The sequence below is a fragment of the Shewanella sp. Actino-trap-3 genome (assembly GCF_002836275.1).
Classification (GTDB): domain Bacteria; phylum Pseudomonadota; class Gammaproteobacteria; order Enterobacterales; family Shewanellaceae; genus Shewanella; species Shewanella psychromarinicola.
The window spans coordinates 914,948-930,526 of the sequence record NZ_PJCE01000001.1; the positions used below are offsets into that span (position 1 = coordinate 914,948).

Consider the following 15,579-nt stretch of genomic DNA (forward strand, 5'->3'; position numbering starts at 1 on the left):
TCATTAAACATATAATCATTCAAATACGTGGTGGGTGTGGTATTAATTTAGCCAATATTCAACATCATCTTTAATATCGATGCGTTGTTGTATACGCCATTTACCATCAAATCCTTCTATACGCACTTCCCATGGGCCTGTGATCGCATCTGATAACGGTATGTGATAAACGTAATTAGCATCGGCTGTGGCGTTTAAATTGAAATCATTTTCTTCTATCGTAGGATGATAAAACCGCACTTTGAGCGCGGCGCGGTATTGCGGACCGCCGTGTTGAGTGATTTGTAATTCTTTATCCGCGACCGTAACCAAAAACTTCATCCCAATTTGTTGGGCGTATTTTATCTTACGCAAATCCATGTTTATGGCTTTGCCTTTTTTATAATAATCTTCGGCAACCAGAGAGTCAGAATTATCCAAAGCAATCTTTAAGGTCGTTAAACTAGCAATAACCGCACACATAGGTAACACGATTAAAAACCAAGGCCAAAATTGCTTATACCAAGGGAGTTCTGTAGACATGATACATCCTAAAATGGTGGAAATGATTCTGGGGTATTTTACCCCGTAATGGCTTAATTATCACTTAAAAAAAAGGCCTCGATTATGTCGAGGCCTTGTTGTTACTTATATGTAACTATTTGTTTGATAAACTATAAACATAAGCAGTAATGACATGGACTTTCTCTTCACCAAGAATGTCTTTCCATGCTGGCATAACACCTGCACGGCCATTAATGATAGATTCAGCAATCACACCACGGCTGCCGCCGTATAACCAAATATTATCAGTCAGATTAGGTGAACCCATGAACTTGTTGCCTTTTGCATCCATGCCATGGCATGCAAAACAACCTTTCATAAATGAACCTTGGCCTTGAGCTGCTAGCGCTTCATCATGTTCACGCCCAGACAGTTTTACCACGTATTCAGCTAGACCTTTAATCTCGCTGTCTTCGATAGGTAAACCACCTTTAGGCGGCATCATACCGTTACGACCGTTCATCAGAGTGGTTTTTATCGTGGCAAGTTCACCACCATATAACCAATCACCGTCGGTAAGGTTAGGGAAGCCCTTAGAACCACGAGCGTCAGAACCATGGCACTGTGCACAGTTTTGTAAAAACAAACGACCGCCCACTTTTAATGCTTCAGGATCTTTAACTAACTCTTCTAACGGTGTAGCTAAATAAGCATCAAAAATCGGACCGTATTTTTCATCAGCATGAGCGACTTCGCGGTCATACTGAGATAAACGGTTTTCATCTTTTGCTGCTTCAAGGGCCGCAGCTGAGTCTGCTTTAAGTCCTTTATCAGTACCAATGCTTTGATTAGAACTTGTCCAACCAAACAGACCTTTATAGTTACCTAGGCCTGGATACAGAGCTAAATAGATCACACCGAATACGATGGTTAAATAGAACATATACGCCCACCACTTAGGTAGTGGGTTGTTCAGTTCTTCAATACCATCAAAACTGTGGCCCATTGATTCGCCTTCTTCTACACCGGTGTAATTTTTATTAACCACCTTAAGAAGAATAAAACAACCAGCAATGACCACAATCGTCAGTACAGTAATCCAAATGCTCCAGAAGTTACTCATAATCATGACTTCTGATCTCCCGAATCTTTTGACATCTTCGCAAGTTCATCTTCTGTGAATACTAAGTTAGCGGCTTCATCAAACTTTGACTTGCTGTGCTTACTGTATGCCCACAAAAAAATACCCACAAAGGTCACCATAACAACTATGGTCAAAATGCCTTGAAAAGTACCGTAATCCATAATTGCCTCCTATTTGAGTGCGTGACCCAAAGATTGCAAATAAGCGATTAGCGCCTGCATTTCAGTCTTACCTTCAACTGCTTTTTGAGCGCCAGCAACTTCTTCGTCAGTGTAAAGATCATTACCTTTATAACCGCCTTTATGCAGGTTACGTAGAATAGTCATCTTGTCACCAGTCAATACGCCGTCGAGCTTGTTTTCGGCTAACCAAGGAAAACCAGGCATATTCGACTGTGGCACAACGTCACGAGGGTTAAGTAAATGTACTTCATGCCACATATCGCTGTAACGTCCACCTACACGTGCTAAATCGGGGCCAGTACGCTTAGATCCCCATTGGAATGGGTGATCCCAGACAGACTCGCCAGCAACAGAATAGTGACCATAACGTTCTGTTTCAGCACGTAAAGGGCGGATCATTTGGCTGTGGCAGTTGTAACAACCTTCACGAACATAAATGTCACGACCTTCAATCTGTAACGCAGTATACGGAATTAGACCCTCAACTGGTTCAGTGGTGTCTTTTTGAAATATCAGCGGGGTAATCTGCACTAATCCACCAAAACTAATGGCGATGACCGTGAAGATAGCAAGCAGACCGACATTCTTTTCAATTAATTCATGATTAAATTTCATCGAATCTGCTCCTTAAGCTTCTGCAATAGCAGGTAATGAATCTTTAGACGCTCTAACGGTACGAATAACGTTATAGGCCATAATGAACATACCGGTTAAGAAGAAACAACCACCAATAAAGCGTACAAAATAGAATGGGTACGAGGCTTCTAAACTCTCAACGAAACTGTAAGTCAGTGTTCCATCAGAGTTGACTGCGCGCCACATCAGACCTTGCATAACGCCTGAAATCCACATACTAACGATATACAAGACAGTACCGATAGTGGCTAACCAGAAATGTACGTTAATGAGCTTCATGCTGTACATACGGCCGTGGCCAAATAATACTGGAATTAAGTGGTATAAAGAACCAATAGACACCATTGCCACCCAGCCTAGCGCGCCAGAGTGAACGTGACCAATAGTCCAGTCGGTATAATGAGATAGCGCATTGACCGTTTTAATTGCCATCATTGGGCCTTCGAAGGTAGACATACCGTAGAAAGACAATGAAACCACTAAGAAACGTAATACTGGGTCTGTACGAAGCTTATGCCACGCACCAGACAAGGTCATAATACCGTTAATCATACCGCCCCAAGATGGCGCGAATAAAATTAATGACATTACCATGCCTAATGACTGAGTCCAGTCGGGAAGGGCAGTGTAATGTAAGTGGTGAGGACCGGCCCAAATATATAACGCGATCAATGCCCAAAAATGAACAATTGATAAACGGTATGAATAAACTGGGCGACCAGCTTGCTTAGGCACGAAGTAATACATCATCCCCAAGAAACCAGCAGTAAGTAAGAAGCCTACCGCATTATGACCATACCACCACTGAACCATCGCATCGACTGCACCAGAGTACAGAGAGTAAGACTTAAATAAGCTTACGGGTACCGCCATTGAGTTGACAATGTGAAGTACTGCAACAGTAATGATAAAGGCACCAAAGAACCAGTTCGCCACATAAATGTGGGATGTCGTTCGTTTAGCGATTGTGCCGAAGAAAACAATTGCATAGCTAACCCAGATAATCGTAATTGCGATATCAATAGGCCATTCTAATTCTGCATACTCTTTACCTTGGGTAAACCCCATTGGTAGAGTAATTGCAGCTGCAATAATAACGGCTTGCCAACCCCAGAAGGTAAATGCGGCTAATTTAGGCGCAAATAGACGGACTTGACAAGTGCGTTGCACAACATAGTAGGATGTAGCGAAAAGAGCTGATGTTCCGAATGCGAAAATCACCGCATTGGTATGTAATGGTCGTAAACGACTATACGTTAACCAAGGTGTTTCGAAGTTCAGTTGTGGCCAGATTAACTGAGCCGCAATCAATACACCTACTGACATACCAACGATTCCCCACAAAACTGTGGTTAGTGCGAATTGGCGGACAATGGTGTAGTTGTAATCAGCGCCTGTAGACTGGGAATGGTTCATCATAATGCTTCCACGGCTTATTACTTATACTTTTAATATTAGTAAAGCGAGCTTTACCTGTTAGATTAACAACTGGTCATAAATTGAGCCATTTAAGACTGTTTTTAATGCCATTTGTCAAGGTGTTACCTCATGACGTCTCTTTCTATCACGAAGCGGAGTAATGATACTTGAGCTACGTCAAAAAAGATACTTCACAACCGGAATCAAAATTGATCTAGATCAATCTATGAAAGATAATGTTACTAACTCAACCATGAAGGTTAAAAAAACATGCATAAATTTATCCAAATTATCATTTTCAATTTTTTCTTAATGTTTTTAACAGCCTGTGACAGACCACAAACGCAAGAACAACAAGATTTACCAATTGATGAAACGTTATGTGAATTTACAGAGGGAGAATGTTACCAAGAGGTAGCAGGCTTGCAAGTCGGTTTACTGATCGACCCCGTCGATACTCCCAGTGAAAAACCATTAATAGTTACGTTAAAGAGTAGTCAAGCGATCACTAATGTTTCTATGAGAATAGAAGGGCGCGATATGTTCATGGGTGTCATACCTGTTACATTGTCCGAAATACAGAACAATTCCTATCAAGGTTCATTGATTTTTGGTTCCTGTAGCAGTAATTATATGGTCTGGACAGTAATTGTATCCTTTAACTACCAACAACAACCACGCACATTAATGTATGACTTTTTAGCGGATAACGATAAATAATTATTGCTTAGTCAAGGTTATCAAATACCAACAATGATGCATTACAGGCTAGGGCACAGGTTATAGGGAATCAATATTTGCATACCTATAGCCTTAAATATCCAAGCCGGTCCACCATATGCTGAGTGTTTTCTATCAAATCATCATAAACCGAAGCTAAATAGCACTCCCAGTGTAAACAATGTCTTACTGCACAAACTCATGTAGGGCATCAAACAGCCGGTTCATTTCCTTATAAATCATGATCCATAACACAGAAATGGTGTTCTTCACTAATAACTAATTGATAATCATTCTCATTAATGTATTATCAAGTAACACCACTTAATTGAATGAAATGAATAGGGCATAGCTAAAAGAGAAGAGGGTTGGGTATCAATGCAAGTCATCCATCCGCAGCGAGTATAGCGATAAATGTCAATCTACATGGGGAAAAAGGAGCACACATGAACAGAGTCAATGTGTCTATCGATACAGACAAAGTTGCCCAGTTAATCAAAGCAGGTCATTTATGCGCTGCAGAATTACAGTGCTTAGACCGAACCAGTAAACAAACTATTTGGCAATTATGCCTGTGGAGCTGTCAAAAACGGTTTACTTGTCATAATAAGCAATGCCAACAACCGTCGTGTAAGCCATCAAACGCAATTGAGCATTGTATGCAGCAGTTAATAACAGACGAAGATATTGCAGAGTCCACATATTCGTATATTGAAAACTCGTATCCAAAAATGACCACGATTGATGCCGATAAATAACATTATCGGCATCAGCCAAAAAATAGTACAATAAGGCAATATAATCAATAACCTATATTTGTTCATATGGCCAATAAACTACTTGAAGAACTGCCACCGGTATTGCCACTATTTGACGCTGCAGAATTTGTATTACAAGGTAATGCCTACATAAACCAATACATTACCAAAATATCTATTAATAAAGTGGCTGATGCTGGGCTCATTATTGAGCACTGTGCGGATTGGTTGTTTGAACAAAAGCACTCTGAAAACAACTACAAAGCCTACCGCAGCGAATTAACCACGTATCTGCATTGGTGTTTTGACGTCGTCGCATTATCGCCAATCGCGGTGACGCGCAAAGACATTGCTAAGTACATCGATTACTGCCAATCGCCACCACAGGCACTTATAGGTTACTTCAATGTGGCACAATTCAAACTCGACAAAGCCACTGGTGAGCGAGCTCCAAACTCACAATGGCGGCCATTTGTTGGTAAAAAACAACTCGGGAAATGTCTGCCATATCAACTAAGTGATAATGCACTCAAGACTAAAATTGCTATATTATCATCATTTTATGGGTACTTAATTAGTGAAGAATACACCGAGCGTAACCCAGCGCAATTATGGTTAAAGCACAGTCGATTTGCCATAACGCGTAAGTTCACCATCAATGAAGACAACAACCATCATGCATTCACCGAGTTGCAATGGTCCTATGTCATCAGTACTGTCAGCCAACTAGCCAAGGCCCAGCCAGAGCAACATCAGCGCAGTTTGTTGCTAATAACACTAATATATAGCTGCTATTTACGCATATCAGAAATCAGTGCTCGTGCAGGTTATGCACCTATAATGAGCCAATTCAGACAAGATCCACATTCTGGCATCTGGTATTTTCACGTACCATTTTCTAAAAGCGGTAAAGCCCGAAATATTGCCATTTCAAAAGTATTACTCGCTGGATTAGTGGATTATCGACGTTTTCTGCACCTCAGTGATTTACCCAGCATCAACGATCAACATCCTATATTCGTGCGCCACAAAGCCGCAGCTCATGGACGAGAATCAGGCGTCATCAACGCCAATCTTGGTATTAGACAAATACGCGACGAAATAGACAAGCTGATTACCTTAGCCGCAGATAATGCAGCCAAAGATGGTTTCGAACATGACAGTCAACTGATGCGAACACTCAGTGCTCATAATATTCGCCATACCGGGATCACGCACGATATCAATATCAACCGTCGACCATTATCACATGTCCAGGCCGACGCCGGCCATGAGAGCATCGACACCACATCACAGTATTTGCACACCACACAAACTGAACGACACCAAAGTGCATTCAACAAACCATTAAGTCATCTTGCTGAGATTGAATAATCGGTTGGCATTACTAAGCAAAACCAAAAGCATGCAATCTCAGCACGATGTTAAATAGCCGATTTGGTTAAAATAAACGCTTAAGGCCGTATATAAACATTTTACGGTTTAATGCAATGATGATGACCAAGCCTCAAATGGGCAGTCTTGAACAGTGTATTTAACAAAGGCACATGTATGCGTACAATGTATATTATGTTAAATAGGGTGTTTGTGTATAGTGACTTGATACCTGTGATTGTGACCTTTGCCACTCAGATCGAGATTTACCGGCACGTTGAGATTTTTTATAAGCTACTGACATAACTACCTATGCTCTATTTGGGATAACTGATTGCGGATTATCTTAAGAATTCTTCAATGGAAACGTTTTAAGGTATTGATTTAGTTGCCATAGTTAATTATTGATTGGCCATTAGCTAAGTGCAATCCAAGAGTTGTTCATGAACTAGATATATTCAAGGGGTTTAAAGGCGCTAGATAATTTTTGAATTGCAGTCACCATCTTAAAGGCGTGCACACAACATATTAAAATGTGTAATTCTCTATATTGCTCAAGTGGCATATGTCAGAGTGTCAACATTAACGTTGAGCAAGTCAGCGAACTTTGAGTTTTTTAGGCGACACTATGTGAAATCGGAACGACTTAACAAGGTCAATGGACTCAGAATGTAAACTGAAGCACTTACATTCAAACTATTTCATTCAACATTATATGTTTTCGAGGTTTCGTGCATTTGATTTTGTATAGGCAAAGCGGATTTTGATAATTGTTGGATGAGACGAAATTTTCGTAAGCATCAATAAAATCTCTTACTTTTCCTTCATAGCTTCAGTTTCCAATACAGATAATGCCGATGACTCTGATATGTGACGATCCTTAGTTAAGTTTTATAGAAGTGGCTAAGCCATATTTTCCTGCTGTTAGGAATTAATTTCAGTCAGAAAGTATGGCAACTCTAAATGAATATACTGTACTTGATCCGTCTATCGAACCTGCTTGGGGCACAAATAAATGTCATATGCGCCCTATCCCACTTCTGGACAAAAATGGGTCACGAAGTTTTGATATTCGAATAACCTCAGCGATGACAAAGTATGAGAATCATCTATAGCAAGTGCCCTATTTCTGTCATCCATGACTTAAGGTTTCATGGAACGTGCGCGAAAACGACCTAGCTGTATAATGCTTTTAAAGAGAATGTAGTGGAAATGAGTATATGAGTAAGAAAATTATCTATATCGACATGGATGATACCCTGTGTGATTACGCAAGTGCCCATCAACTAGCATTGAAGCTTTATTCTGAAATTCAATTCCCCCAAAGTAAGCCTGGTTTCTTTCATGATTTGCTACCAATAACAGGTGGCATTGAAGCTATGAGACAGTTATTAGCATCTCAGCATTACGATCCATTTATCCTGACAGCACCTTCCGTCATGAATCCACTTTGCTATACGGAAAAACGAACTTGGGTTGAAACACACTTAGGTATGGATTATGTGCATCGACTAATAATCTCTCCACGAAAAGATCTACTAAAAGGAGATTTTCTTATTGATGATTACAATGAAGGAAAAAGACAGGAGTTATTTACAGGTAAAGTCTTACACTTTGGTACCGATCCTTTCCAAGACTGGGCAAGCGTGCGGGCTTTTCTCGGAATATGAAAATAAAACTATACCACTACATTGCTGTTATCATAGTGGCTTTTTTTAACCATTTCGGTACGTTTGCTGATGTCTATGTCAGTTATTGAATGATAATTCTTGGATCCGAACCATTATCGCAGCCTTGCATCACCACTTGATAATCAAAAAATTGGCCAACGGTTAATGATTCTTTCACTTTGCATTTGTGTTCGCTTTTTTTAAAATTTTTGCCACAATTGTCTTTTAAAGGTGAATCACCAGAAAATTTAAGTTTAAAGTCTGAATCAACTTCATTGTCTAATTTCCAAGTAATAAAATCCCCTTTCTTTGTGCATATACAGCCAGCTTCACTAGCACATTGATCGGCATCACAGCCACTGCCACCGTTTACCGAAGCTGATACGGCACATTCATTAACGGTTAACGCTATCTGTTTGTCAGCCCCAAACGAATTCCCAGACAGCATAATTGCAATACCGAAAATAATAGTGACTAAGCTTTTTAAGTAGTTTCTTGTATAATTCATGGCCAATTTCATATTAATTTTCCTTCTTTTTCTAGAGTACTAGTTGAATAAATAGATATAAATTGAATATCTCGAGCAAGTATTTTTCTTGGATAACCTAGTGTCAATGCAGTATTAATCAGTGTTTGTGCCAATGATTTTTGACCACAATTAAGCGCTACGATTGCGGTGTCGTAATAAATATAAGGATCGTTACTTTGTGACGTCCGTAGTGTCTCAATACTGTTTAGGGCACTATCACATTGTAATAATTCGGATTGGTAACGTGCTAATGATGCTTGCATGGTTTCTTGATTGGGATTTACTTTTAATTGTTCTTTGGCAAGACCAAGCGCTTTAGTATATGACAATCTTGCATTTTTTATATCTCCAGAAAATTTTTGCGCATCGGCTAAATTCCCCCATAGCGTAGGGTCAAACGGCGTTAATTTGGTGGCCAGTAAATAATTTTTAGTCGCGAGGGTAAATTGCTTTTGGAAAAAAAATGCCGTGCCTAAATTTGAATAAGTAATGGCATTTGGGCTAATGCTTAATGAATGTTGCCATGCATCACTCGCCTTATCTAACTCATCATTAAGATAGTATGAAGAACCTAAATTACTAAATCCTTTTTCAAAATCTGGCTTCAATAAAGTGACTTTGGTATATTGTTCACTCGCCTGTGCAAAATGACCAATACTAAATAAAAAGTGACCATATATTTGATAATTTTTCCAATATCCTGGCTCAAGTTGAATCGCCTTAGCAAAGAGTAAATCAGCTTGCTTTATATCACCTTGGGTATGCTTATTTTGAGCGATACCTGTTATCGCGGGTAAGTTTTTATCGTTTAACGTCAATGCTTGTTGATAAAACTGGTCAGAAATAGCGTATTGTCCGCTAATGCGATTTAGGTTTCCTAATGCGATGTAAGCTTCTTCTTTTAATTGTGAAACTTGGGTTAAGGCACTACAGATCCTCTTTGCCGATTGAAATGACGCTATATTTTTTGAAAGTGCATATTGTTCAAGATAGGTTTGGCACAAGCCTGCATTGGCTAAAGAAAAGTTTGGATCTAATTCAAGCGCATTTAAGAAATGAATTTCAGCCGCCGCGGTTGTTTCCAGCGTAGGGATATTAGCCAGTTGGCCACGTCCTTGAATATAACTGTCGTAAGCTTTAAAATCGTCCGTGCTTATTAATGTTTCAACATTTGTAGTAGAAGATTTTGCAATAAGATCTAACGCGTTAAATACTTTACGATAAAGCTCTTTTTGTACATGCAATAAATTATCTGGTGCACCTTTAATTAACGATGCCCAAACTTGAAGAGCCGTTTCGGTATCGGTAATGTTAAGCATAACTATTATTTCTTCATTATTTGCAACGACTTGTCCATCTAGTAAATATTTAGCCCCTAACTTTTCGGCATATTGTTTAATTGTGCTACTAACAGCTACCTCATTAATAGCCCGTTGAGATACCAAATTAAAATTCTTTTGATTTGATAAAGCGTTAATGACTTCACCTTGAAAAGTGGCTTTAAAATAATCGGGTACATTGGAGTGGCTATCAAATTTAAACGGAATGACAGCTAATAAATCATGTTGAAGAGTAACAGAAGGTGGTAAGCGGCTGTTGTTAGTCAAACCATTTTGTTCTAATTCTATAGAATCAATTAGATGCATAGATAAGAAGCCAACAAATGAAGACAATAAACCAATAAATATAAAATCAAAGAGCAGTTGTTTATAAAATAATTTTTTGCGTGGGCTGTTGTTATTTATATAAAATAGATTTTTCTTTATTTTTATTTCTTGTAACCAAGTATAAAGTAAGATGAGAGGAAATCCGATAACCAATAAGAGAACAACAATTTTCAGACCCCATTCAGGCACATTAAATATAGGAAATACCAGTGCAATAATTTGAATAATAACCCAAGTACTAATAGAAAATGCTACTGTTACTTTAAATAATCGCGAATTTTTCAATAATGCGACGGATAAATGCCAATTGTCATTGCTCAATTGAGGTGCAGGCACTTCATTCGAAGGCCATAAATTGGGATAAAGCACTTTATCATCGACACTTTTTACGGCGGCAATTAAACGATACCCTCTACGGTTTAGTGTTTGAATAAACTCAGGAGATTCTTTATGATCATCCAATACATGTCTTAATTCACTAATGACATGTGATAAATTTCCCCGTTTGGTTACTTTTTCTCCCCAACCTATTTTCAACAATTGCTCAGTTGACAGTAATTTATTTTGATTACTGGCCATAAACAACAGAATTTCTAAGGCTTTAGGAGAGATATGACGTCGTTTGCCATTAAATATGGCGACATTATCATTAGGTATGATGACAATATCTCCGAGCATGAATCCTTTTAAAAGTTCAGCATTAATAGCGGCGTTATCACTTGCGCGTCTCTCTCCATATTCCATAAAAAAGGGCCTTATTCCTTATCTTACTCACGTCGCTAAGTGGGTGGAATACCATTCTTTTAGCTTGAGCTACATAGCTCTAACAGCAGAAGTCATCAATAACATTAGGTTGAATTTACCTAAATATCAAATGAGTGAATTGAACATGATTGATGATAATGTGCTTAACATCAAATTAGGTTCAAGCGGTAGGTCGTCTATTAAATGATGTATCACTATGAATTGTTATGAATAAAAGTGACCGTTACATTGCTATTTATCCGAAATTTTACTTCGACGTGCAACACACACAAATTAAATGAATAATTAAGCGAATAACTAAGCCACTCATTAAGTTATTAATTAAGTTACTCATTGTTGAAAAACAATAGTGAGCTGTTCCTTTTGCTTTTTCTACTTTCTCTCCATATTTCAACTCTATATTGTTCTGGCGGAGGCAAAGCTGCAATCATCAGATTATTGGTACAACAACGTGCATCTCCATAGCAGGATTAAGTTTGTGACACCAAACCAGAGACATGATGGTCTTGATGTTGGGATACTGGAGAAGCGAAAAGTGTTGTATCAGACAAAAAGAAATGAACATCCAGAGCGATGGTCAAAATGAGAGCGAAACTGGCAGCCCATAGGCGCTGTGGAGTTAAATCCAGAGCAAAACAAAGAAGCTGCTTAACAATTTAGGCGACAACTATCCTGACACAGGGGGTACCGAAACCATAGCGCCATCTGAAAGGTGGATACCATCTGAAATGTATTGCAGGCACAATCTGCACGTACTTCCCTCACCTCCTGTAATAAACCGTCCGCATGAACCACATTTTGCCCTCTGAACAATTCCATCTAGAGGAACCCTGTTTTTCTGATTACAAAAAGAACATTTAATGATTTCAAATGACATAACTCAACCTCTATGCAGAATACAAGAAAGGCGTACATAAATATGTGGGGATGATATCCATCCCCACGAATATCGAAACTTATTATCGAACAACCTGGGCACCATTATCCTTACTACCCAAACATCGGTATAATCGCACCATATTCACTAAGCGGGTTCAATCATGTCTGATATTTACGTTTTGCACGAAAATAGCGAGTGGGTAACGCCCCTTCATCAAGCCTTTAATGATATAGGCATTAATGCTCAAGAATGGTTTTTAGATCAAGGCCAAGTCGCGTTAGAACAGGAACCGCCTCAAGGTGTTTTTTACAATCGGATGAGTGCCTCATCGCACACTCGTGGTCATCGATTTGGGCCTGAACTCACCAGAATGGTTCTAACTTGGCTAGAAAAACATGGTCGCCGCGTGATCAATGGTACCGATGCTCTGTATCTTGAATTATGTAAAATCTCACAATATGCCGCACTAAATCGCGCCGGAATTAAAACCCCTCGAACCACGGCAGTAGTCGGCAGAGATAAGCTAGTCAGCAGTGCAAAAGAGTTTGATCAATTTCCGTTTATCCTTAAGCCAAATCGTGGTGGCAAGGGTCTTGGCGTCCAATTATTTCATAGTACAGAAGCGTTACAAACCTACCTTGACAGTACCGATTACGAAGAACCGCTCGACGGAATTTGGTTAATTCAGCAATATATTAAAGCGCCGGAAGCCTATATTACCCGTTGTGAATTTGTCGGCGGTAAGTTTATCTATAGTGTGCAAGTGAGCACTGAAGAGGGCTTTGAGTTGTGTCCGGCCGATAGTTGTCAAATTGGCGAAGGATACTGTCCAACCGTAGCACCGATTAGCAAGTTTAAAATCAGCACCGAGTTTAACGATCACCCGATCATCAAACAATATCAACAATTCTTAAGTGACAGTGGCATCGAAATTGCCGGAATTGAGCTGATTAAAGACAGTAATGGCGATATCTATACTTACGATGTTAATACCAATACTAATTATAATCGTCAGGCAGAAATCGACGGCAACGCCCCAGCCAAAGGGATGGAAGCTATTGCAGCATTTTTAGCTCAAGAGTTGCAACAGCAATAATTGTCTCAGGTGCTCAATCTATCGTAAGGAAATAGATAAGCATCGAATCAAATGCTAACAAATCAAGTGATTTGGACGTTTCAAAACACGCCGTTTCTTGAGGCGTTGCATTAAAAAAATTAATGAATGGGCATCTAAATAAAGTAAACGCTCTAAGTTGCTAACGCCCCCATTATACCCTTAGAAATAGATTTAGATCCGTCAATTTCCCTTGGTAAATATAGAAACGACAAAGTCCCTTGGTGTTCACACAAGCGAGTTCCATCCCCTAACCCATTTGGGGACATAAATGAGTTTGTCTGCTCAAGTGAAAATGTACAAATTCAACTCTTAACTTGAGGACGTTGAAGAAAATGACGTGAGCTGGCAATGGCCTTTCCCGCACATCCATGTGCTTCAAGGCATTCAGACATCCTGTCTATCATAGCTTTCGAGGGGAAGAGACGCCCCATCGAAAGCGTTAGCATTTTCGAATAAGGCCGAAGCAGGCTTCAAATGAAGTTAAAAGCTGGATCAATCCCCATGGCGACCTTTTCGCATCAGTTGTTTACGTAAATAAGGAAAATGTTGCGGGGCAGCTGGGCTAACTCTTTTATAAAGAGTAAAGAGGGAATAGCCGTTGATTTCCTCTTGGTCTGGTGTGGGTGAAGCGCCACGACGTTAGTGGCCGCAGGCCATAGCCTAAACACACAATGGGGCAAAAACGTTTTAAGGCGTATTCGTCTTTTGTGAAAAAGAATGCTAGAAATTATCAAACTATATTATAAATGGTCAGACTTTAATATAAACGCACAGGAGCAATTTGGAATGCAATGATATGTGTTGTTGGGGCTCTGTTTGCTACCAGGGTTTTCTGAGTCACAGACTCTCAGGCAAACTGGTGCACAAGATCGACAAACAAAAACCAAGGCCGAAACCTTGGTTTTATGTAGTGCAGTGAATTGTTGTTTGTCGTCAAAACCACATTAGCACTGCTCTAGCAGATCTTGCCAATAATCATCCCTCGACTAGAAATGATAAGACGTCTGGATCACACCACCGACGGCGTTATCACTGCCAAACATTCCGGTAAAATCAAAACGAAATGCATCACCCACGTTAAAGCCAGTCCCAACCGAATAAATATCGACAGTGGTATCTTCCAAATCATGGCGATAGCCTACACGCAGAGCCAGCCAGTCCGTCGGGCGCATTTCGCCGCCAACGCGCCAGTATTGAGTGCCGGCAAGCGACTCAAAACGCTGGTATTCAGTCAAATCGATATCGCTTGTTATCGTAAAGTCTGACCAATCATAGGCAATACCCGCTGTAACTAATGGTTCTACTTGGTAGCTAACTGTACGATTGTTAATCGCGAGTGTATCGACATCTTGGCTGATGAGGTTTTTACCCACCAATGCCAAGGTCATCCCTTCCATTGGCTGCAACGCAATGCCCACATCCACATTGAATGAAGTCTCATCGGTACGGTATTTATCATCATCGAAGTCTGAAGCTTCAAAGTTGTTGGCACTCACCGCATAAAAATAGGCATCTACACGCTGAATTTTAGGACTGATCCCCACAGTCACAGGCATATTGACGATAGAAAAAGGCATACTGAATGCCACACCAATATCGGTGGTCGAGCCCGCAGCGACAATACCAGCAGAATCAAGATCGTTAATCTGTGGCGGGTTCAAAGGATCAATGGTCGACAACATATCAATATCAGATTGCTCAATAGCAGCCAAGCCAATAGCATCCATATAAGTATTTAAGAAAATAGCCATGGGAATGCGCGTTGTCGGCAATGCCAGCGCAAAACCAAAGCCTGCACTCACATAACCAGAGGTATTTTGCAAGGCCTGCAAGTCGTCAATTAACTCACCACGATATTGATTAATATCACTGACATCGCTAGCACTGATTGCTGCATCGAGTCCATCATAAGAGTCCTGCAGGTTATCGAATTTATCAATCATATCGTCTTTATCAGCGCCATCAGCCCCTAGAACTGGCAAAAGTAAGGCATAATCATCGGTCTTGTTAGCGTAAAAGCCTATCAAAGCCGGGTTGGCTAACGCCGCCCCTTCTAGACTCGATGAAGCAACGGCAGCTCCTCCCATCGCATCACTTCTTGCTTCATAATAATGCTGGCCCGCGAAGGCTGTCGAGCATGGCATCAATGCTAAGCAAAGCGCCAGTTTTGTCATTCTCATCATACTATCCCTAAGTCTTTTATTTATTTTTATGAATATATACTAACAAAATGTA

At 40.0% G+C, this 15,579-nt stretch carries 14 protein-coding genes and 1 pseudogene; 6 read left to right on the plus strand and 9 right to left on the minus strand.

Annotated features, from left to right (window positions below; translation table 11 throughout):
• Positions 1–42: 42 nt before the first annotated feature.
• The 5 genes from CXF80_RS03900 to ccoN form a co-directional block, all read right to left on the minus strand.
• The gene (locus CXF80_RS03900; protein WP_101031424.1) at positions 43–522 is read right to left on the minus strand and encodes a FixH family protein; all 480 of its coding nucleotides are present in this window, start codon (positions 520–522) and stop codon (positions 43–45) included.
• 115 nt (positions 523–637) lie between these two features.
• The gene (gene ccoP, locus CXF80_RS03905; RefSeq protein WP_101034667.1) at positions 638–1,606 is read right to left on the minus strand and encodes a cytochrome-c oxidase, cbb3-type subunit III; all 969 of its coding nucleotides are present in this window, start codon (positions 1,604–1,606) and stop codon (positions 638–640) included.
• A 2-nt stretch (positions 1,607–1,608) separates the two neighbouring features.
• Positions 1,609–1,788, minus strand: coding sequence for a cbb3-type cytochrome oxidase subunit 3 (locus tag CXF80_RS03910; RefSeq protein ID WP_101031426.1), 180 nt, complete (start codon positions 1,786–1,788; stop codon positions 1,609–1,611).
• 9 nt (positions 1,789–1,797) lie between these two features.
• Positions 1,798–2,424, minus strand: a complete 627-nt coding sequence (gene ccoO, locus CXF80_RS03915) for a cytochrome-c oxidase, cbb3-type subunit II (RefSeq protein ID WP_101031428.1) — start codon at positions 2,422–2,424, stop codon at positions 1,798–1,800.
• A 12-nt stretch (positions 2,425–2,436) separates the two neighbouring features.
• On the minus strand, positions 2,437–3,864 hold the full coding sequence (gene ccoN, locus CXF80_RS03920; RefSeq protein ID WP_101031430.1) for a cytochrome-c oxidase, cbb3-type subunit I: 1,428 nt from the start codon (positions 3,862–3,864) through the stop codon (positions 2,437–2,439).
• Positions 3,865–4,134: 270 nt separating this feature from the next.
• Between ccoN and CXF80_RS03925 the strand changes: the two genes are divergently transcribed.
• From CXF80_RS03925 to CXF80_RS03940, 4 genes are all read left to right on the plus strand, one after another.
• Positions 4,135–4,584: a hypothetical protein gene (locus tag CXF80_RS03925; protein ID WP_101031432.1), complete on the plus strand. Its 450-nt coding sequence runs from the start codon at positions 4,135–4,137 to the stop codon at positions 4,582–4,584.
• A gap of 446 nt (positions 4,585–5,030) precedes the next feature.
• A complete protein-coding gene (locus tag CXF80_RS20250) occupies positions 5,031–5,342 on the plus strand; it encodes a hypothetical protein (RefSeq protein ID WP_198554845.1) in 312 nt (103 codons plus the stop codon).
• A 66-nt stretch (positions 5,343–5,408) separates the two neighbouring features.
• Positions 5,409–6,716 (plus strand): tyrosine-type recombinase/integrase, encoded by a 1,308-nt coding sequence (locus CXF80_RS03935; RefSeq protein ID WP_101031434.1) that lies wholly within the window; start codon positions 5,409–5,411, stop codon positions 6,714–6,716.
• A 1,220-nt stretch (positions 6,717–7,936) separates the two neighbouring features.
• A complete protein-coding gene (locus tag CXF80_RS03940; protein WP_101031436.1) occupies positions 7,937–8,386 on the plus strand; it encodes a 5' nucleotidase, NT5C type in 450 nt (149 codons plus the stop codon).
• An 82-nt stretch (positions 8,387–8,468) separates the two neighbouring features.
• Here the strand turns inward: CXF80_RS03940 and CXF80_RS03945 are convergent, their stop codons facing one another.
• Positions 8,469–8,894, minus strand: coding sequence for a hypothetical protein (locus CXF80_RS03945; protein ID WP_157822174.1), 426 nt, complete (start codon positions 8,892–8,894; stop codon positions 8,469–8,471).
• Positions 8,895–8,902: 8 nt separating this feature from the next.
• Positions 8,903–11,326 carry a winged helix-turn-helix domain-containing protein gene (locus tag CXF80_RS03950; protein ID WP_101031440.1) on the minus strand — a complete coding sequence of 808 codons (2,424 nt, stop codon included), beginning with the start codon at positions 11,324–11,326 and terminating at the stop codon, positions 8,903–8,905.
• A gap of 457 nt (positions 11,327–11,783) precedes the next feature.
• Here CXF80_RS03950 and CXF80_RS03955 point away from each other — a divergent pair.
• Positions 11,784–11,999 (plus strand): annotated as a pseudogene (locus tag CXF80_RS03955) (IS3 family transposase); the annotation flags it as partial.
• A 15-nt stretch (positions 12,000–12,014) separates the two neighbouring features.
• Here the strand turns inward: CXF80_RS03955 and CXF80_RS20730 are convergent.
• Positions 12,015–12,224: a hypothetical protein gene (locus CXF80_RS20730; protein ID WP_443018993.1), complete on the minus strand. Its 210-nt coding sequence runs from the start codon at positions 12,222–12,224 to the stop codon at positions 12,015–12,017.
• 163 nt (positions 12,225–12,387) lie between these two features.
• Here CXF80_RS20730 and CXF80_RS03960 point away from each other — a divergent pair, with 163 nt between their 5' ends.
• Positions 12,388–13,323 (plus strand): ATP-grasp domain-containing protein, encoded by a 936-nt coding sequence (locus tag CXF80_RS03960; protein WP_101031442.1) that lies wholly within the window; start codon positions 12,388–12,390, stop codon positions 13,321–13,323.
• A gap of 1,007 nt (positions 13,324–14,330) precedes the next feature.
• On the opposite strand, the gene CXF80_RS03965 is transcribed toward CXF80_RS03960, so the two are convergent.
• Positions 14,331–15,524, minus strand: coding sequence for a conjugal transfer protein TraF (locus CXF80_RS03965; protein ID WP_101031444.1), 1,194 nt, complete (start codon positions 15,522–15,524; stop codon positions 14,331–14,333).
• Positions 15,525–15,579: the final 55 nt, after the last annotated feature.